The following is a 17,872-nucleotide window of genomic DNA, read 5'->3' as shown; positions in this document are numbered from 1 at the left end:
TTCACCTTTAGACTAGAGCATACATATCAACTAACTCTTTATATAAAACGTAGATTAATAGTTTGTAGTATATCTTTAACTCTTTCTTTTAAATAGAATCTCAAAGGATTTGCTTTTCTATAACTAACTATAATTCGAGGGTAATGTGAATTTATATATTTCTTACTACTAAAAAGCCGCATGTCTGATAAATATTCCCAAGGTCTGTCTCCATATTGTGAAGGTTCTCTAAATGAATCAATTTTATACTTTTTTGTTAGTAAACTAAAAATAGATTGGTCATGCCGATGATCAATAAATTCTTCGTAATTCTTCCCTTTAATATTTGTTAAATCACTAATTATATTTTTATTACAGCAATAACGTAAATATTCATCTATAAATTCCAATGTTCTGTTAGTCTTTTTCATTAAAAAATATGTTGCTATTCTTTGATTTGTATTAGTATACTCCTCAGTATTACACCCCATAAAATAGAAGCAATCTCCTTTTGTCCACTGTTTTTCAATCAAAGGATTTTCAAAAACTAATATATCTTGTTCATATTCTTCTAATGTTTTAATTAAATAATCAATGGAATTACAATAAAATGCCCCAGAATCACAATAAAATAAGTAGTCTCCCCATTCAATTTGTTGCAAAGCATGTCTGATAATATAAGGTTTCCATAACCAGTAACCACCCCCCCGAGGACTATTGAGAATAAAATTATTTTCTCTTTTAAACTCTAAATCTATATCCTCCGGTCCATATTCTAATACCTTGTCAAATTTTCCTTTTTTATAAGCAGTCTTTGTATTGAATTTTTGAGCTGCTTTAAATTTTACATCAGCATAATTTATTGCATACTTCATTAATCAATCTTCCTTCTGTTTTTTCTGTAAAAATCTCACTACATCTAAGGGACAAAACACTAAAATTATTATTTGAGAAATAATATTGGCTAATATTACACCACTCACTGATAAATCAAGGTATTGAATAAAATAGATCGCACATGGAATATTTACTATTACAGCAAAAAATACTGAGAACATCTGTATTTTCACTTTGCCGATTCCATTTTGGATATTAATAAATATTCCATTAAAACAAAGCAAAAATACATAGATTGCCATTAATATTATAAGATTATTTTCAACAACTGATGTTCTACCAATCCATAAATATGTGATTTGATCAAATAAAATTACACAAAAAACCAGTATTAGAGCTACGGGTATTAAAGAAAGCAATAGCTTTTTTATAGCACTTAGTATCCATTGGAATTCTTTCCGCTGATAGGCTTCCGCACTTGAATTCCATAAAGGTATTAGTAGGATAGAATATAAAGTATTAATAGTTACAAATAGCTTATTTAATATTGAATAATATGTGACATCTTGAGCTCCAATGTATTTAGAAATCAAGAAGTTATCTGTAGATATTAATAATAATGACCCTAATTGGAGGAAAAAAAATTTAAACCCCAAACCATACATATCTTTTTCTACATCAGACTTTTTATACTTTATTTTAGGGATAATATCTTTATTTATTGAAAACATTAAAATAGAAAGAGTAATATTACCAAAGGTAGTAACTAAACTATATACAATCGCTATGTATACAATATTAGCCACAACAATACTATTCAAGATATATACCATTATTAAAGTTATTAAAGATGTTACTGTTTGTTGTATGGTTGTGTAGTGGCTCTTATGCAGTCCATAAGCTACTGAATTACATAACCCAATAACAAAATTTAAACAAAAGTTAAAAATTACTATTAAAAACGCTATCCTAATTTCAGAATTATTTACACTTGTACCTAAAAAGATATCTTTAGGATTTAAAAATAATAGACAAAGCAATAAAACAAATAGTATAACTAACGATATTTTTAAGATTAATATATATGCGGCAGAAACATTTGCCTGCACTTTCTCTAATTTATTTTTTGCCACTAATTCTGTAATCTTATTTCGCAATCCATTCCCTATACCAAAGTTAGCTAACGTTGCCCAAGAAATTATTGTTAATATTGTTTGCCATATCCCAAATCTCTCATCTCCAAGATAATTTAAAGTAATTGGAATAGATATGAAGCCCAAAATCATACCGATTATACGAAATAAGTAATTGATTATTGAAACTTTAATAAAACTCATCTTGCTATACATATGAGGATCTCTTCCTTATATATTGTTTTGTTAAAAAACTGAAAGGGAATTATCATTATACCCTTCCAGTTTTTTTAATCTGTTATTTGTTATTATTACTAAACACAACATTAAAATGAAGTAGGGATGAACATATATAGCCATCCTTACCCCATAACAAACTAAACAAATTAACCCTATTCTATTTGTTATATAAAGTTCTGAGGTTTTACTTACATATTTGAATTTACGAACCCCACTTTTGACGATAAAAAATAAATACATCAAAAACCCTATTAGTCCAAACTCTGAAAGAATTCTAATATATAGAGAAGCCCCATCTTCGTAGTTTAAATACATTACGACCCCACTATACACTGAGTCTATGTATTCAAAATAAGTTCTTGCATGCGAATCTAAGCCTGTTCCAAAAATGAACCCGTCCTTAAGTTTTTCAATAGCTATTTTAAAATTTGAAATCACAGCAAAGCTTGATAGATTATTTGTATCTAACTTGCTTAATGTAAATAAACTTTCAAACTTATATCTTATAATAAGCAAACTATCAATATAATTTATTACTATAAAGGTAATAATTACTGTCAATCCCAAAGTAAAAAATACTTTTTTCCTTATATTTTTTCCAAACACAAAAGTAATCACTAAAATTGCCAAGAGTACTTCAAAATAAACAATCATAGAGAATGTTAAAAGGGTACATATAAAAATAACGATATTCTTGTAATTTTTAGTTATTCTCCAATCATTAAAATAACTCAGAGTCATTAAACTAACTCCATATACCATAAAAATTGCAAGGTGAGCTGGTTCAGTCATAAGTGATGTTACCCTCAAAAAATCCCCAGAAATTGAAACAGCGTTATTGACTCCTAAAAAAGAAAAATCATATAGAAACTCAATATTTAATAGATAAGCTAGCTCTTGTATAACTCCTATTAATGCTAAGTAAAAGCTTATGTTATACATAATTAGTATGAATTTCTTAAAATAGCTAATATTATTTAGATAATTATAAAAGGTAAATAGATAAACTATAAGGATAATTAAGCTTTTCAAACTCTCTATCCCATTTATATTGATAATAAAAGTTACTAACAATATATAATATAATGAAAAACACAATCCCTTATTTACTTTTAATTCTTTTTTCTTAATTATTTTCATCAAAATTAATGCTGATAATAATATCACAAATATTTGAGATAAATTAATTGGTAATAACCCATTAATATCTGCCATTCCTAAAGAGATAATTGATAATATCACTAGAAGATCTTCAAAATTATACTTCAGGTTTTGATTAACGTTCATTTCTTTTTCCTTATACTTTTTATTTTTTTGATTAATTTAATGATATTAGTCTTCAGAACTATATAACTGTATTTTTTACTACTAATGAGCCCATACTCTTTTTTTAATCTAGCTGTTTCTAAGACCCCATTTAGAGTTGATGATTCTCCGCCTAATCTAAAATTTGCTAAAATACTATAAGTCTTTTTATATTGAATGCTATCCACTTTATTTATTCTTAGGAAAAATTCATAGTCTGCTGATATTTTATATTTAGTATTATATCCTCCAAATTCTTCATAAATAGCTCTCGAGATAAAACATGAAGGATGGTTTATCATTCTCTCCTTAATAAATTCATGATTCTTAAATACTATTTCGTACTCTTTTTCATTCTTTATTAATCTAAGAGCACCATAAATAACATCCATACCGTTTGAGGCATTTGATTCATATCTTTCAACCACTTTTTCTAGACAATCTTCCTCATACCAATCGTCACTATTTAAAATACCTATTAATTTACCTTTACATAAGTTTATGCCCTTATTCATAGCATCATATATACCATTATCAGTCTCTGAAATATAACTCATTTTTCCATTAAATTTATCAATATAACTATTAATTATTTCTACAGTCTTATCATTAGATTTTCCATCAACAATTAAATACTCATAATTTGAAAATGTTTGAGATAAAACTGATTCTATAGTCTTTTTAATAGTACACTCACTATTATAACAAACAGTTATTATAGAGATTAAAGGTTCGTTATTACTGTAAGTTTTCATTTTTTATCCCCTAATATAAAGTTCCCGATGGTGAAATTGGTTTAACCAATGAAAAAGAGTGATTGAATAAAATTAATCACTCTTTTTAGAATAGTTTTTCCATATTTAATACAACTTTGCTTCACAAATATCTCGCTTACCGTTTCTAAGCAAGGAGTTTCCTAGGTAGATTGTTGATTAAATATAGTACTTTTCAACTTAACGGAAGAAGCATTATTAAAATTCTCTTTCTTTAGTAAGAATTAGCACAATATTTGACCGAATCATTCTAAGTTCATGCCAAACGACCCAAATAAATTGCATCAGAAAATCATTCGAATGTTTCAATCTTGCGCAGGAACAAAACTACCTTATCTTTTATTTGATGAATAATCTCGCTTAAAATGAGTTAAGGCATTCCATTGATACCCTTCAATTTGGGTCACTTATTTTTTCAATCTTTCAAAGATGTATACATCTTTCACTAGCTTACAAGCGTTACAGTTAATACCACAAGTCCTAGTCAAACATTCTTTTGATATTTTTTTCTTGACTAACCTTTAACATATCATGACTTACCATTTTCTTCACTAACTCTTCAAAAGAAGTTTTAGTAGGGTTCCATCCAAGTAGTTTTTTTGATTTAGTAGGATCACCCAATAACTGATCAACTTCTGCAGGTCTGAAAAACTTAGGATCTACATCAACTATCACTTCACCGGTTGATTTATTAATCCCTTTTTCGTCTATACCTTCCCCAGTCCATTCAATCTCAATGCCAACATGCTTAAATGCTAACTCTACGAATTCTCTTACCGTGTGCATTTCACCAGTAGCAATAACAAAATCTTCTGGTTTATCATGTTGTAGAATTAACCACATACATTCAACATAATCTTTTGCATATCCCCAGTCTCGCAAGGAATTTAAGTTTCCTAACGAAAGCTTCTTTTGCTTTCCTTGTGCGATACGTGCAGCTGCTAGAGTAATTTTTCGTGTTACAAATGTTTCTCCACGGCGCTCTGATTCATGGTTAAATAGAATTCCGTTCACAGCAAACATATTATAAGATTCACGATAGTTCTTGGTAATCCAGAAACCATAAATTTTCGCCACACCATATGGTGAACGTGGATAGAATGGTGTTGTCTCTTTTTGCGGTACTTCTTGCACCTTTCCAAATAGTTCAGATGTTGAAGCTTGATATACACGAGTTTTTTCTGTTAGACCTAAGATACGAACTGCTTCTAAAATATTTAATGTTCCTTTTGCATCTACATCTAACGTATATCCTGGCATATCAAAGGAAACACGTACATGTGATTGCGCTGCTAGATTATAGATTTCATCAGGTTGGATTTCACCGATAATACGTGTCACATTTAAAGCGTCCGTAACATCACCGTAATGAAGGTGAAAGTTTTTATTGTTCAATAACGAATTTGCTTCTTCCTCAGTTAGAAGATCCTCTAAACGCTCTTGGTTATATGAAGAACTCCTGCGAATGATTCCGTGTACTTCATATCCTTTTTCTAATAAAAACTCAGCTAAATAGGATCCGTCTTGCCCTGTTACCCCTGTAATTAACGCCTTTTTCATTTTAATCCTCCAATTTATGTTAGTTCACTGTTGTAATTTCATTTTCTAAGAACCACTGATAAGCCTTTTTTAGCCCCTCATTTAATGAAGTGGAAGCTTTCCATCCAAGAGAATTCAACTTATTTACATCAACTAATTTTCTTGGTGTACCATCAGGTTTAGTAGTGTCAAATTGAATATTTCCTGTATATCCTACAGTCTCTTTCACTTTTTCCGCTAGCTCTTTAATAGTTATATCTTCACCAACACCGATATTTACAATTTCTTCACCTGAATATGTATTCATTAAGAATACACAAGCATCAGCTAGGTCATCAGAATATAAGAATTCACGTTTAGGAGAGCCAGTCCCCCAAACTTCAACGAACGGTGCGTTGTTTTTCTTTGCTTCATGGAATTTACGAATCAATGCTGGAAGAACATGAGATGTATGCAAGTCAAAATTATCATTTTCACCGTACAGATTCGTTGGCATTACTGAAATATATTGTGTTCCATATTGACGATTATATGATTCACACATCTTAATTCCCGCTATTTTTGCAATAGCATATGGTTCATTAGTTGGTTCTAATTCACCAGTCAATAGATACTCTTCCTTTAAAGGTTGTGGAGCCATTTTAGGATAAATGCAAGTACTTCCTAAAAATAATAGCTTAGTCACATTATTTCGATAAGCCGCATCAATAATGTTCGTTTGGATTAATAAGTTATCACGAATAAAATCAACCGGATACTCGTTGTTGGCAACTATTCCTCCTACCTTTGCTGCAGCTAGAAAAACATAGTCTGGTTTTTCTTCTGCAAAGAAGGTATCCACCGCATATTTGTCTCTTAAATCTAATTCTTTACTTGTTCTATAAACCAGGTTTGTATATCCTTGTTCTTCTAGCTTCCTAACGATTGCTGATCCCACTAATCCACGATGGCCAGCAACATAAATTTTTGAGTCTTTATTCATCATTTGAATCCCTCTTTCCTAAAATGCATCTTTCGAACCAAATAATACACCCACTGTTTTAAAGATGATTTTAAAATCGAATAGAATGGAACGCTCTTCAATATATTTAAGGTCTAATTCCAACATTTCTTCAAAACCAACACTATTCCGAGCAGTAACCTGCCATAGCCCTGTACAGCCTGGTGTGACCATCAATCGCTGTTTATCATAATCATTGTACATTTCTACCTCTCTTGGTAGAGGCGGCCTTGGACCTACTAAGCTCATTTCCCCTTTTAAAACATTAAACAACTGAGGAAGTTCATCGATACTCGTTTTTCGAATAAACTTTCCTACCTTTGTTACGCGAGGGTCATCCTTCATTTTAAACATCGCACCAGAAACTTCATTATATTTAAGGAGTTCCTTTAATTTTTCCTCTGCATCAGTTACCATCGAGCGAAATTTATACATTTTAAACTCTTTCCCGTTTAATCCGACTCTCTTTTGGGCAAAGAAAATCGGACCTTTTGGATCTTCTATTTTAATTAAAATAGCAATGACAACAAATAATAAACTTAATAGGATAATTCCACATAATGAGCCGATGATGTCTATTAAACGCTTAGTATACAGATACCCACGGCTATTATTTAACTGAATTGACACATCTTGATTGCCAAATAATGCAATATCCTGATTTGCTTGTCCAGACACTCCTGCCCCCCCGCCTTTACTCAACCAATGATTTTCCATTTTCAAAACCAACAACCAATTGTTTCAAGTATTGCCTCATTTCATTTCGGAGGTCTTCATGTTGTAATGCATATTCAATTGTCGTTTTCACAAATCCAAACTTTTCTCCAACATCATAACGCCTGCCTTCAAAATCATAGGCAAAAACCCTTTGGATTTCATTTAATTTTTGAATAGCATCCGTTAACTGAATTTCCCCACCTGCTCCAGTTTGTTGCTTTTCAAGGAACATAAAGATTTCCGGCGTTAACACGTAACGTCCCATGATAGCTAAGTTAGATGGAGCCGTTCCCGGTGCTGGTTTCTCAACAAAGTTACTTACTTGATATCTTCTTCCTTCTTGTGTTGAAGGATCAATGATTCCATACCGATGCGTTTCATTTTCATCTACTGTTTGTACACCAATAACTGAAGATAAGGTTTTTTCATATTCATCAACTAGTTGACGTAAGCAAGGATTATCATTTTGAACAATGTCGTCCCCTAATAGAACAGCAAATGGTTCATTTCCAATAAAATTACGTGCGCACCAGACGGCATGTCCCAAACCTTTTGGTTCTTTTTGGCGGATGTAATGGATATCAACCTTGGAAGGAGCCTGTACTTTTTCGAGAAGATCAAACTTACCCTTTTCCATCAAGTTATTCTCTAAATCATACGCATGATCGAAATGGTCCTCGATGGATCTCTTTCCTTTACCGGTCACAATAATAATATCCTCAATCCCTGATTCAATCGCTTCTTCAACGATATATTGAATGGTTGGCTTATCAACAATAGGTAGCATTTCCTTTGGCATTGCTTTTGTTGCCGGTAAAAATCGTGTACCAAGTCCGGCAGCTGGTATAATCGCTTTTCTAACTTTTCGCAACGGTATTCCTCCTTCTAAAGGTTCGTTATGTATTTTACTAATAGACATAAATACCTATATTTAAATACATTAATTGTCATTTTTTATCTTTTATGCTTTTTAATTTTTAAGAATTGTATGAACTGATTAATGCTCATTCCGTATTTTATATAAAATACTTAATCTTACATAAATTAAAAAACGGGGCATCTAACCCATCCTCACACCATCCCATTGATGACTTCGCATCTAAGGAAGCTCCTGGCTCCCCACAGCATGGCCGAGTGCCTCCTTTGATAAAGGCTAGGAGGCATCACCTAACTAATTCACCATTAAAATAATCCTAAAAATTTACGTTTTCTGACTGGCTGCGGCATTTCTCTCATGATTGTCTGCCCGCTAATGAGTAACTCTGCATTTTCTTCAAAGTAATAGATTTGGTCCAATCCAAACTGTTTTTCCAGTTCATCCAACGCTTCGTTCATCCAGAATTGTCTGGACGAAACATTGTGCGCATCAGATGCTACAAAATGAATAAGATTTGCTTCAATGAGATCCGTAGATAATTTCTTGATTTTTTTTCCAAATTTACCAACGATGCTACCACTCGTGATTTGCGCACTGATGCCCTGTTGTATAAAGTCGTATAATAAGTTCGGATTATCAGCGATGGCTGCATTCCGTTCAGGATGAACCAAAATAGGATTTATTCCGCGTTGGAGTAAATCGAAAAATAAAGTGTTGGCATATCTTGGAACATAGTTTGAGGGAAATTCTATTAATAGATAGGAAGAATCGTTCACAGTCTGTATAAATCCTTGTTCCATATCTTCAAGCAGCTCCCCATAAACTCGTACCTCTTGGCCTGGTAAAACCGTTAGAGGAATTTGTTTCTTTTCTAATTCTTCGTTTAGCTGTTTAACCGATGATAGAATACATTCTTTTTCATTTTCATATTTTCCATTTTTATGATGAGGGGTTGCAATAATGGTCTCTATGCCATTACTAACGGCTAGTCTGGCCATATTTAGTGATTCCTCTAAACTTTTAGCTCCATCATCAAGATTCGGTAATATATGACTGTGTATATCAATCATTCTTGTGCAACCCCTTACTAGTATAATAATGTCGTAAACTGGTCACTCTTCGCTATATTCGAAAATAAAGTCTATGAAAATACTCTAATGATTACCGTAGTAATAATAGGTATTATCCTTCATTTGTTTGTTATTAAGAACAGCTCCGAGAATTTTAGTACCCGTTTTGGTCAGTAGTTCCTTTGTTTTAATTGCATCCTCTATCTGAGTTTTACCACTGCTGACTACCAGAACTATGCCTTGGCAAAGACTTGATATAATTTGAGCATCTGTGACAGCCGTTACAGGCGGAGTATCAATAATAATCAAATCATAGTCATTCTTTGCCTCGTTAATCAGCTCTTTCATTGCTTTTGATGACAATAACTCAGCTGGATTTGGAGGTATTGGGCCACTCGTTAACACATGCAATCCAAGCGGTTCAATAACATTAACAGCTTCTTCTAAACTGGAATGTTTCGTTAAAACACTCGTTAATCCAAAAGTGTTTGTAAAAGAAAATGTGTAGTGTGAAGATGGCTTACGCAAATCCGCATCGATAAATAATGTACGTTTTCCCTGTTGAGCAAACACAACCGCTATATTAGCTGCAGTAGTTGACTTTCCTTCTGCCGGACCGGAAGACGTTATTAACATCGTTTGAATTTCTTCATCAACCGAGGAAAACTGAATGTTCGTACGAAGCGTACGATACTGCTCTGAGATCGGTGATTTTGCATCCCACATGGTGATTAGTTTTCGTTGATTTCGATTTCCAGTTTGTTTTCCCTTATTACGCGCCATGCTGCCCACCTCTTCCTGATCGCTTCGTTCTTGCTCTCGCTTCCATTTGCGCATTATCCGCTTCAATAACACCAATCACACCAATAACCGGCAAATCAAGGATTCGTTCGATATCCTGCTCGGTTTTGATTGTATGGTCCAAATGCTCCATCAAAAATGCTAATCCGACACCGACCATCAAACCTACTACCATCGCAATCGCAATATTAAGTAACGGCTGTGGTTTAATCGGTGAATCATTATCTGAAACCGTTGCTTTCGCAAGAATGCTTACATTATCCACGTTCATGATTTCAACGATTTCTTCTTTAAAAATATCTGCTGTCGTATTGGCTATTTTAGCAGCCATGTGCGGATCCTCATCTGTAACTGATACGTTTACAACCTGAGAATTCTTTTCACTTGCTACCGTAATTTTTCCAGTGAGCTCGTCTACTGTTAGCTCTAATCTAAGTTCCTTAATTACCTTATCCAATATAGCCGGACTTTTCATAATGACATTATATGTTTCAATGAGTTGCAGATTTGTTTGAACCTCATTGTAGTTATACGCAGCTTGGTCTGTTTTAGCCTGATTAACAAGTAGCTGTGTAGAAGATTGATAGACTGGAGTCATAATAAAAAAGCTTGTTACTCCGCTTATCAAAATGGCCAAAACAGTAATCATAGTAATGAACCATGCACGTTTTTTTAAGGTTGCAAACAAATCCTTCAAGCTGATAGTTTCTTCCATTTCGCCCTCCGATTAAAATAATAATAGATATTATACTATAATATCTTTTTGAACACCTTTACTTTTTCTGGAATTTCACAAAACAGTGATAAACTTGAAAAAAATAGTGGATTTTTATTTTAATTCAAAAAAATATATAATATATAATATATTATTAATTATATTATTATAATAAATTTGTCAATGTGGAGGATGGAAAATGAAATATATAACAACGCTTTTACTTACCTTATTCACTTTCATTGTTTTAGTTTTCGGACAAACAAGCTGGAATAATCAAATTGAAGAAACTGTAGCGATGAATAGTGAAAAAAAGCAAACTGAAGAAAAAAAAGAAATGAACACAGAAAAGAGCACCGGCTCTTTATATAAGAATGTTAAAAATCAAGAACTAAAGAGCGCGCTTGAAAAAGGAATCAGTAAACATGAAAAAGCTAATGTTTTGATTGCGGGTTCCAAAGCATTGGGCGATCAAGATAACGGCCTTGGAAAAACAATTAGTTGGGAATTACAAGAAGAGTTTGAAGAGGGTATTGCTGTATCTCATATAGAATTTAACGGTACATCCACCGAATTAATAAAAGAGGGTCTAATCAGTGATTATCAGGATGCCAACCCTGATGTTCTGATTCTTGAAGCTTTCACATTGGCAGATAACGGAGTCGTGGAAGTGGAGGAAAATCACGAAAATATTACAACTATTATCCAAGAATTGAAGTCTATTAATGAAGATCTTTTTGTCATTTTGATGCCGCCTCACCCTATTCCAAATGCAATCATCTACCCGACACAAGTAGATGCTTTAAAGGAATATGCAGCAGAAAATAATATTACGTATATTAATCACTGGACTGAATGGCCTGATTATAAGAATGAAGCCGAATTGATGGAGTATTTGAAAGAGGATAAAAGCGCTCCGAACGAACAGGGAATTCAAATTTGGAGCAATGAGGTATATGAGTTGTTCGGAATTTAAATTGAAGTAGGATGGAGGCAGGGGGATTACCCCCCCCCGACTCTCACACTATTTTAAGTATGTTCGGTAATCAGCGGTTCAATTAAGATGGCTTACGTATTTTCTCGTAAAAACATGTAGATTTTGAAGCTGTAGGACTCCTCGTAAATTAAACGCTTATGACATTCCTGTGTAAAGGACTATCGAGGCACGAATAACATTAATGAGAATTTTTGTCACTTAATTAGTACAGATCGAATTATAGCTTTAGTTATTCTTTTGGTCCATAAGACTCCACTTCATATTCAACTTGGTGAAGCGGGAATCTTATGCACTCTGTTTCATTCTTTTTATATACTTTTAATTGGTCAATGAAATGGATTTAATATCCTTAACCTAAAACCTAGATAGAACTGGCTTCAACTTTTCCACTGTTATAAACTTTTTTAATACTTGAGTCTAAAGCAGTACCGAGTAATCCTCCAGTATAACTCTCATAATCAAGTGATTCGGTGTATATGTAACCTATATTCCCACTATTTGATAGGTCACTATTAGAAATTTGTCCAGCTATTCCGCCAGTATAAATGATATATCTCGATTTCAAAGAAATGTTATTGTTAACAGTGCTCCCCATTATTCCGGAATCCGTAATAGACCCGGCTAATCCACCGGCATAGACCATCTTCTTAACATTGCTTCTGCTAACCTTAATAGTACTACCAACTACCTTAACATCCTTTATATTTGAAAAGGCGACATATCCAAATAATCCAGCTGTTATTTCCTTATCAGCAATCATATCAATATTCATACCGGAAATGGAATACCCATTACCATTCAGTGAACCTGCAAATGGAGTAGCGACAGTTCCTATTGGCTCATATGCCGAGATAGCCGATAGATTAATATCATTCACAAGCTCAAAAAAGGAATTTTCCTTTCCTCTAATAGCTTGTAAATGTTCCGGCTTTGAAATTTGATAAGCACTAAACGCTGTTCCCATTCCACCGGCAAAATCTGTAGTGTTCTCACTAAGCTGTAATTGAGTTGATCTGAGTTTTGGAAAGGGATATATAGACTCCTTATCCATTATCCAAACATTATCAAAATCAAATCCTTGATAGGTTGATTGTTCTTTCAATTGCTCAATAGTTCTGGAAAGCTCACCACTGGATGGCTCGGAGAGATGATCCTTGTGATAATAAGTATTTACTTCCCTTCGAAAGAACATTGGTAGTACTGTTATACGCTTTACCAAACACAGCCAATCTACCAATACTATAACTATTCATAATTGAGGAAGAACTGTTCGCGAAACCGGATAGAGTTCCTGCTGTTAAGTGTCCATTGATTTTAGGTTTGTTGGCGGTAATATTTCCATAGCTAAAACTATTTTTAATCGTAGAGTTCGTCATATGCCCTGTAAGGTCGCCAATAAAGATTTCGTTTCTCTTGGCTGTTATAGTTACTCCGCTATAAGCACCGTTATATATTCCCCATCCGGAGATATAACCTGTGAGAGGTCTATATCATTCATTAAAATATAATGACCACTTAAATCATTACGGATATTATGTAAATCTTCCGGATTATAAATACCAATAAATCCATCAGGTACTTTTTGTTGAAATGCAGAAGCTTCTGATTTTCCAACGATCAACAAAAAACTCACTAAGAAAAGAATAAATATCATTTTGAAATTCTTAACGTACAGTCACTCCTCATAAAACCAAAAATTACATACACCATTTAGTAATACATAAAATAATTTCAAAAACATTCATATTATACTACGAAATTAATGCCATCCATATTTAACTATATACTTCTACTTTTGTTTACAAATACACTACGGATTTCACTTAATTAACCCAAAAATAAACCCTCCATAATAAAGGGAAGATTTAGATTGTACCACGCTTGTAAAATGTTGAATTGATAATTGATAAAAAGAACTTCTCTCTACAAATGATGTAAGATAGTTATAACAATTACCAAGACTAAATATATGATTTGCTATTTCAACACAGCAATTCTTTCATGGTATTTTTCAACTAACCGTGTAGATCCGCTCCATCGTTGTTTCCACTCGGAAAGATCGGTGGGTCAAAGCTATTATTTTAACTAATTCTGCTAGGATAGCATTAATAATAACTGCGCCAACTACATCGATATACGGCCAAACGAGACGCTTACCTTATTATAAATAAAAATAGCATCTCCTTTTGTTGAGTAATTATCGATAACTAAATCAACCGAATTATATAAATGCCTGCCACTTGACTGGAAGGCTAGCTCTGTGAGCAAATTTCCGTAGGATCACTGTTCGTTTGGTCAACAAGCTATCTAACTTTAATGTCCCGATTTTAAATGAAGGGGGGATCTTAGCTTAGTGCGAACCTATTCTATTATCTCATATATTTCCGAAGAAATATGAGGCATGCTCTATTATTACCTCTAACAAATCTTATATTGGATGGAGGAATACTTCGGAGATGATGTCTTAGCTACGGCAGTGTTAGACCGGCTGCTTCACCACTCCACTACGTTTAATATGAAGGGAGAATCTTATAGACTGCGAGAAAAACAGAAATCTGGAATTCAACCTGTACTAATTAAGTGATGAAAATGGGGATTTTTTGACCGCTGAAATTGGTGGATTTTTATACATTATTGACACTAAGGAGAGAAAAAGAAGAGATAACTAATTTAGGCTGTTTTAAATCTCCTTTTTTAGTATTAATATAATATATCTGTATCGAACTCATTTAGATATTTATTAAAGAGGCAACAGTACGTTAGAGGATTTTAAGTATTTATTTCTAAAAAGGCGGAGAAATCGTTTAGGATTTCTCCGCCTTTTTGAATTGTTATATTTCATAGGCCCGCTAATTTAAATGAAAGGTAGGATACGGAGCCATTCCTAAGGAATTGATAGGAAATCACCATTTTCCTTCTAATACATCAGCAATTCTTTTACTTGCAAAACCATCACCATATGGGTTACTAGCTTTACTCATTTTTTCATATTCTTCTTTATCTCCAAGGAGTAGCTTGAAGTTCTTATATATGTTTTCTTCATCAGTACCTACTAACTTAAGTGTTCCAGCTTCTATTCCTTCAGGCCTCTCAGTAGTATCCCTCATAACCAAAACCGGTTTTCCTAAGCTTGGCGCTTCTTCTTGAATCCCACCACTATCCGTCAGGATTAAATATGATTTAGAAAGGAAATTATGAAAATCTAGCACTTCTAACGGCTCAATAATTCTCACTCTTTCATTGTCACCGAGGATTTCGTTTGCTGCCTCTCTGACAGCTGGGTTCATATGGATGGGATAAATAACCTTAATATCTAGATGCTCTTCCACAATTCTTTTAATTGCTCTAAACATATTTCGCATTGGTTCTCCAAGATTCTCTCTTCTATGGGCAGTTATCATTATAAGTCTACTATCTGCTGCCCAAACAAGTTGTTCATGTGAATAGCCTTCTCTTACCGTCGTTTTGAGTGCATCAATAGCAGTATTACCAGTTACATAAACAGTAGAAGGTTCTTTTCCTTCTTTCAAAAGATTCAGTTTAGACACTTCAGTAGGGGCAAAATTATACTTTGCAACAATACCTACAGCCTGACGATTAAACTCTTCTGGAAAAGGCGAATATATATTATAAGTTCTTAACCCTGCTTCTACATGTCCAATCGGAATTTGTAAGTAAAAACATGCTAAAGACGTGACAAAAGTTGTAGATGTATCCCCATGTACTAACACAACATCCGGCTTTACTTCTTCCAATACTTCCTTCATTTTTTCTAGTATATTTATGGTTACATCAAATAAAGTTTGCTTTGCTTTCATAATCAATAAATCAAAGTCTGGTACAACATCAAATGCATCTAAAACCTGATCTAACATTTCTCTATGTTGACCGGTTACACATACAATTGTCTCTAATGTATTCCTTATTTTTAATTCTCTAACTAAAGGACACATTTTAATAGCTTCTGGTCTCGTTCCAAATACAACCATTATTTTTTTCCTCATTTATCTACCAACCTTAATTCAAACTATTTTTATACCTAAAATCCTACCTATATATTCTTTTCTCCGATTTATACAAATCATTTGAAAGATGAATATTTAAACTTATTCGCTTCTCTATCCCCGTTTAATATCCTTTAGATATTAAACGGGGATAGAAATAAACAAATCTTGTCTAGATCGGTTGGTTTATACAGTAATTTTTTTAAATATATTGCCCTTTTTAGATAACCATACAAACATTTTGCTTTATTTACAAAGATCTTTTATAAAGTGATTTAATCTTATTAATTAAACTAATAATTATATTTTTTTCATAATAATTCATACCAAAATTCCATATTAAACCAACATACACTAGTGAAAATATCAAAACTTTCAAAACAAAGAAACCAACCGATGTTTGATCGATTAAACTATTTATAAAGGCTCCCATAGCAGTTGCCAAGATAAAAGGAATTAATAACTCAAATAAACTCATCCAAAACTTTCTAATATTTATTAAAATTAATTTAGAATAATATATATTCATTATTATATTCTCTATTAGCCGACTAATCCCTGTAGCAAACGCCACACCAATTATTCCCCAGTATTCAACAAACAAAATTGATAAAACTATATTCATGAATGCAATCATAATAAGTAATACTGAACGAAACTTATGTTTATCTTTAGCCTGTAATATAGAAATACCGGTATTTTGTATTAGGTCAATGGTAAAGGGAATCATTATAATACAGGCTACATAATAAGCAATTTCATAGCCATTGCCAGCCCAAAGTATAATAAACTCTTTTCCAAAAACCACAAAACCGCTTAAGACTATAGATAATATGAGGAACTGCAATCTACCCATTCTAATAAAAGTATCTGTTAATTCCTTTTCACTTACATTATTGGAAACCATTTTTGTAATCCTCGGAAATAACACTCCACTGATAGCAAATGATAAAGATGAATAATAATTACAGAGTTGTAATGCAATAGAATAAACCGCTACTGCTACGGTTCCAGTTGAAATACCCAATATAAACTGTCCGGTACTTAAATACACCTTATCAACAATCACCGTAAGAAGGATAAAAAAAGAGTATGTCGAAATTTCTTTAAGTAACTTAAACTTAATTCCACCAAATATAAGTTTTATTTTTAATTTTTTAAAACAATACAATAAATTAATTATTAATATTAACACATTAAGTAAAGAACTAACTGTTACCATCGCAATGGATGCATATCCGTTTAATAACAACGGTAACATTATACAAGGATTTAATATATTTTTAATTATAATTAGACTTTTTTGAAAAACAAACTTTTCATGTGCAACTATAATAGAACTAAATATACTTAAAGGGAATGTTAAAACTATATTAATTAATAGAATAAACATAACTGATTTTGTCTTATAAATCTCCTTTGGAGATAAAGAAGTCGCAAAAAGAACATCGACATTTAAATAAAGAATGAAACCAACTATCCCAGCTATTATACCTAAAATTAAATATATTATTAGGAACATCCCATAAAGCCTATACTCTTTTTCTTTATTACCTTTATTATGGTATTCAGTAGTAAAACGAACAATTGCATTACTAAAACCTAAATCTAATAATGTTAGGTAACCAATTACTGATGCAGATAAAGAATATATACCATATTCAGATTGACCTAATAATCGCAACATAATTGGTGTATATAATATTCCAATAATATTGTTTAGAAATAGGGATAAATACGATAATATTGCTCCCACCTTAAGTTGATTAACCTTCAACTATCTTACCTTCTTTTTAAATTACTTTTAATATACAGATTACGGCATAGAATATATATATATATATATATATATATATCCATTTACCTTATATGCCATAAAATCATT

At 32.4% G+C, this 17,872-nt stretch carries 17 protein-coding genes and 1 pseudogene; 2 read left to right on the top strand and 16 right to left on the bottom strand.

Annotation, left to right across the window (positions count from 1 at the left end; translation table 11 throughout):
- Positions 1-38: 38 nt before the first annotated feature.
- From FHY47_RS10700 to FHY47_RS10650, 11 genes are all read right to left on the bottom strand, one after another.
- Positions 39-854 carry a hypothetical protein gene (locus FHY47_RS10700; RefSeq protein WP_148630526.1) on the bottom strand — a complete coding sequence of 272 codons (816 nt, stop codon included), beginning with the start codon at positions 852-854 and terminating at the stop codon, positions 39-41.
- A gap of 3 nt (positions 855-857) precedes the next feature.
- The gene (locus FHY47_RS10695; RefSeq protein WP_187393476.1) at positions 858-2,153 is read right to left on the bottom strand and encodes a lipopolysaccharide biosynthesis protein; all 1,296 of its coding nucleotides are present in this window, start codon (positions 2,151-2,153) and stop codon (positions 858-860) included.
- Between the two features lie 42 nt (positions 2,154-2,195).
- On the bottom strand, positions 2,196-3,476 hold the full coding sequence (locus FHY47_RS10690; protein ID WP_148630522.1) for an O-antigen ligase family protein: 1,281 nt from the start codon (positions 3,474-3,476) through the stop codon (positions 2,196-2,198).
- On the bottom strand, positions 3,473-4,249 hold the full coding sequence (locus tag FHY47_RS10685) for a glycosyltransferase family 2 protein (RefSeq protein WP_148630520.1): 777 nt from the start codon (positions 4,247-4,249) through the stop codon (positions 3,473-3,475). The genes FHY47_RS10690 and FHY47_RS10685 overlap by 4 nt, the downstream gene beginning before the upstream one ends.
- 498 nt (positions 4,250-4,747) lie before the next feature.
- Positions 4,748-5,827, bottom strand: a complete 1,080-nt coding sequence (gene gmd, locus FHY47_RS10680) for a GDP-mannose 4,6-dehydratase (RefSeq protein WP_148630518.1) — start codon at positions 5,825-5,827, stop codon at positions 4,748-4,750.
- Positions 5,828-5,846: 19 nt separating this feature from the next.
- Entirely contained in the window at positions 5,847-6,788 is a 942-nt protein-coding gene (gene fcl / locus FHY47_RS10675; protein ID WP_148630770.1) for a GDP-L-fucose synthase, read from the bottom strand.
- 18 nt (positions 6,789-6,806) lie between these two features.
- Entirely contained in the window at positions 6,807-7,529 is a 723-nt protein-coding gene (locus FHY47_RS10670; protein ID WP_262365997.1) for a sugar transferase, read from the bottom strand.
- The gene (gene galU / locus FHY47_RS10665) at positions 7,501-8,394 is read right to left on the bottom strand and encodes a UTP--glucose-1-phosphate uridylyltransferase GalU (RefSeq protein WP_148630514.1); all 894 of its coding nucleotides are present in this window, start codon (positions 8,392-8,394) and stop codon (positions 7,501-7,503) included. Before galU ends, FHY47_RS10670 begins: the two co-directional genes overlap by 29 nt.
- A 311-nt stretch (positions 8,395-8,705) precedes the next feature.
- Positions 8,706-9,470 carry a tyrosine-protein phosphatase gene (locus tag FHY47_RS10660; RefSeq protein WP_148630512.1) on the bottom strand — a complete coding sequence of 255 codons (765 nt, stop codon included), beginning with the start codon at positions 9,468-9,470 and terminating at the stop codon, positions 8,706-8,708.
- 84 nt (positions 9,471-9,554) lie between these two features.
- Positions 9,555-10,253, bottom strand: a complete 699-nt coding sequence (locus FHY47_RS10655) for a CpsD/CapB family tyrosine-protein kinase (RefSeq protein ID WP_148630510.1) — start codon at positions 10,251-10,253, stop codon at positions 9,555-9,557.
- On the bottom strand, positions 10,243-10,986 hold the full coding sequence (locus tag FHY47_RS10650; RefSeq protein WP_148630508.1) for a YveK family protein: 744 nt from the start codon (positions 10,984-10,986) through the stop codon (positions 10,243-10,245). The genes FHY47_RS10655 and FHY47_RS10650 overlap by 11 nt, the downstream gene beginning before the upstream one ends.
- A 199-nt stretch (positions 10,987-11,185) precedes the next feature.
- Between FHY47_RS10650 and FHY47_RS10645 the strand changes: the two genes are divergently transcribed.
- Positions 11,186-11,962 (top strand): SGNH/GDSL hydrolase family protein, encoded by a 777-nt coding sequence (locus tag FHY47_RS10645; protein WP_148630506.1) that lies wholly within the window; start codon positions 11,186-11,188, stop codon positions 11,960-11,962.
- 382 nt (positions 11,963-12,344) lie between these two features.
- Here the strand turns inward: FHY47_RS10645 and FHY47_RS10640 are convergent, their stop codons facing one another.
- Genes FHY47_RS10640 through FHY47_RS10635 form a run of 3 tightly spaced genes read right to left on the bottom strand, consistent with a single transcriptional unit; the run spans position 12,345 to position 13,637 of the window.
- Positions 12,345-13,085 carry a hypothetical protein gene (locus FHY47_RS10640; protein WP_187393475.1) on the bottom strand — a complete coding sequence of 247 codons (741 nt, stop codon included), beginning with the start codon at positions 13,083-13,085 and terminating at the stop codon, positions 12,345-12,347.
- Positions 13,086-13,107: 22 nt separating this feature from the next.
- Entirely contained in the window at positions 13,108-13,359 is a 252-nt protein-coding gene (locus tag FHY47_RS18945) for a hypothetical protein (RefSeq protein WP_187393474.1), read from the bottom strand.
- 50 nt (positions 13,360-13,409) lie between these two features.
- Complete coding sequence (locus FHY47_RS10635) at positions 13,410-13,637, bottom strand: hypothetical protein (RefSeq protein WP_148630502.1); 228 nt, start codon at positions 13,635-13,637, stop codon at positions 13,410-13,412.
- A gap of 739 nt (positions 13,638-14,376) precedes the next feature.
- On the opposite strand from FHY47_RS10635, the pseudogene FHY47_RS10630 reads away from it, so the two are divergent.
- Positions 14,377-14,567, top strand: a pseudogene (locus FHY47_RS10630) (ATP-binding protein); the annotation flags it as partial.
- 319 nt (positions 14,568-14,886) lie between these two features.
- On the opposite strand, the gene wecB reads toward FHY47_RS10630, so the two are convergent.
- The gene (gene wecB / locus FHY47_RS10625) at positions 14,887-15,987 is read right to left on the bottom strand and encodes a non-hydrolyzing UDP-N-acetylglucosamine 2-epimerase (protein ID WP_148630498.1); all 1,101 of its coding nucleotides are present in this window, start codon (positions 15,985-15,987) and stop codon (positions 14,887-14,889) included.
- Positions 15,988-16,237: 250 nt separating this feature from the next.
- Positions 16,238-17,764, bottom strand: coding sequence for an oligosaccharide flippase family protein (locus FHY47_RS10620; RefSeq protein ID WP_148630496.1), 1,527 nt, complete (start codon positions 17,762-17,764; stop codon positions 16,238-16,240).
- Between the last annotated feature and the right edge of the window lie 108 nt (positions 17,765-17,872).

Source organism: Bacillus sp. E214 (assembly GCF_008087365.1).
GTDB lineage: Bacteria > Bacillota > Bacilli > Bacillales > Pradoshiaceae > Pradoshia.
This window is presented reverse-complemented; position numbering and strand designations above follow the sequence as displayed.

Excerpts from the sequence above, each read along its gene's own strand:
- FHY47_RS10700 (WP_148630526.1), bottom strand. The coding sequence starts at position 854 with ATGAAGTATGCAATAAATTATGCTGATGTAAAATTTAAAGCAGCTCAA.
- FHY47_RS10695 (WP_187393476.1), bottom strand. The coding sequence starts at position 2,153 with ATGAGTTTTATTAAAGTTTCAATAATCAATTACTTATTTCGTATAATC.
- FHY47_RS10690 (WP_148630522.1), bottom strand. The coding sequence starts at position 3,476 with ATGAACGTTAATCAAAACCTGAAGTATAATTTTGAAGATCTTCTAGTG.
- FHY47_RS10685 (WP_148630520.1), bottom strand. The coding sequence starts at position 4,249 with ATGAAAACTTACAGTAATAACGAACCTTTAATCTCTATAATAACTGTT.
- gmd (WP_148630518.1), bottom strand. The coding sequence starts at position 5,827 with ATGAAAAAGGCGTTAATTACAGGGGTAACAGGGCAAGACGGATCCTAT.
- fcl (WP_148630770.1), bottom strand. The coding sequence starts at position 6,788 with ATGAATAAAGACTCAAAAATTTATGTTGCTGGCCATCGTGGATTAGTG.
- FHY47_RS10660 (WP_148630512.1), bottom strand. The coding sequence starts at position 9,470 with ATGATTGATATACACAGTCATATATTACCGAATCTTGATGATGGAGCT.
- FHY47_RS10655 (WP_148630510.1), bottom strand. The coding sequence starts at position 10,253 with ATGGCGCGTAATAAGGGAAAACAAACTGGAAATCGAAATCAACGAAAA.
- FHY47_RS10650 (WP_148630508.1), bottom strand. The coding sequence starts at position 10,986 with ATGGAAGAAACTATCAGCTTGAAGGATTTGTTTGCAACCTTAAAAAAA.
- FHY47_RS10645 (WP_148630506.1), top strand. The coding sequence starts at position 11,186 with ATGAAATATATAACAACGCTTTTACTTACCTTATTCACTTTCATTGTT.
- FHY47_RS18945 (WP_187393474.1), bottom strand. The coding sequence starts at position 13,359 with ATGACGAACTCTACGATTAAAAATAGTTTTAGCTATGGAAATATTACC.
- FHY47_RS10635 (WP_148630502.1), bottom strand. The coding sequence starts at position 13,637 with ATGATATTTATTCTTTTCTTAGTGAGTTTTTTGTTGATCGTTGGAAAA.
- wecB (WP_148630498.1), bottom strand. The coding sequence starts at position 15,987 with ATGAGGAAAAAAATAATGGTTGTATTTGGAACGAGACCAGAAGCTATT.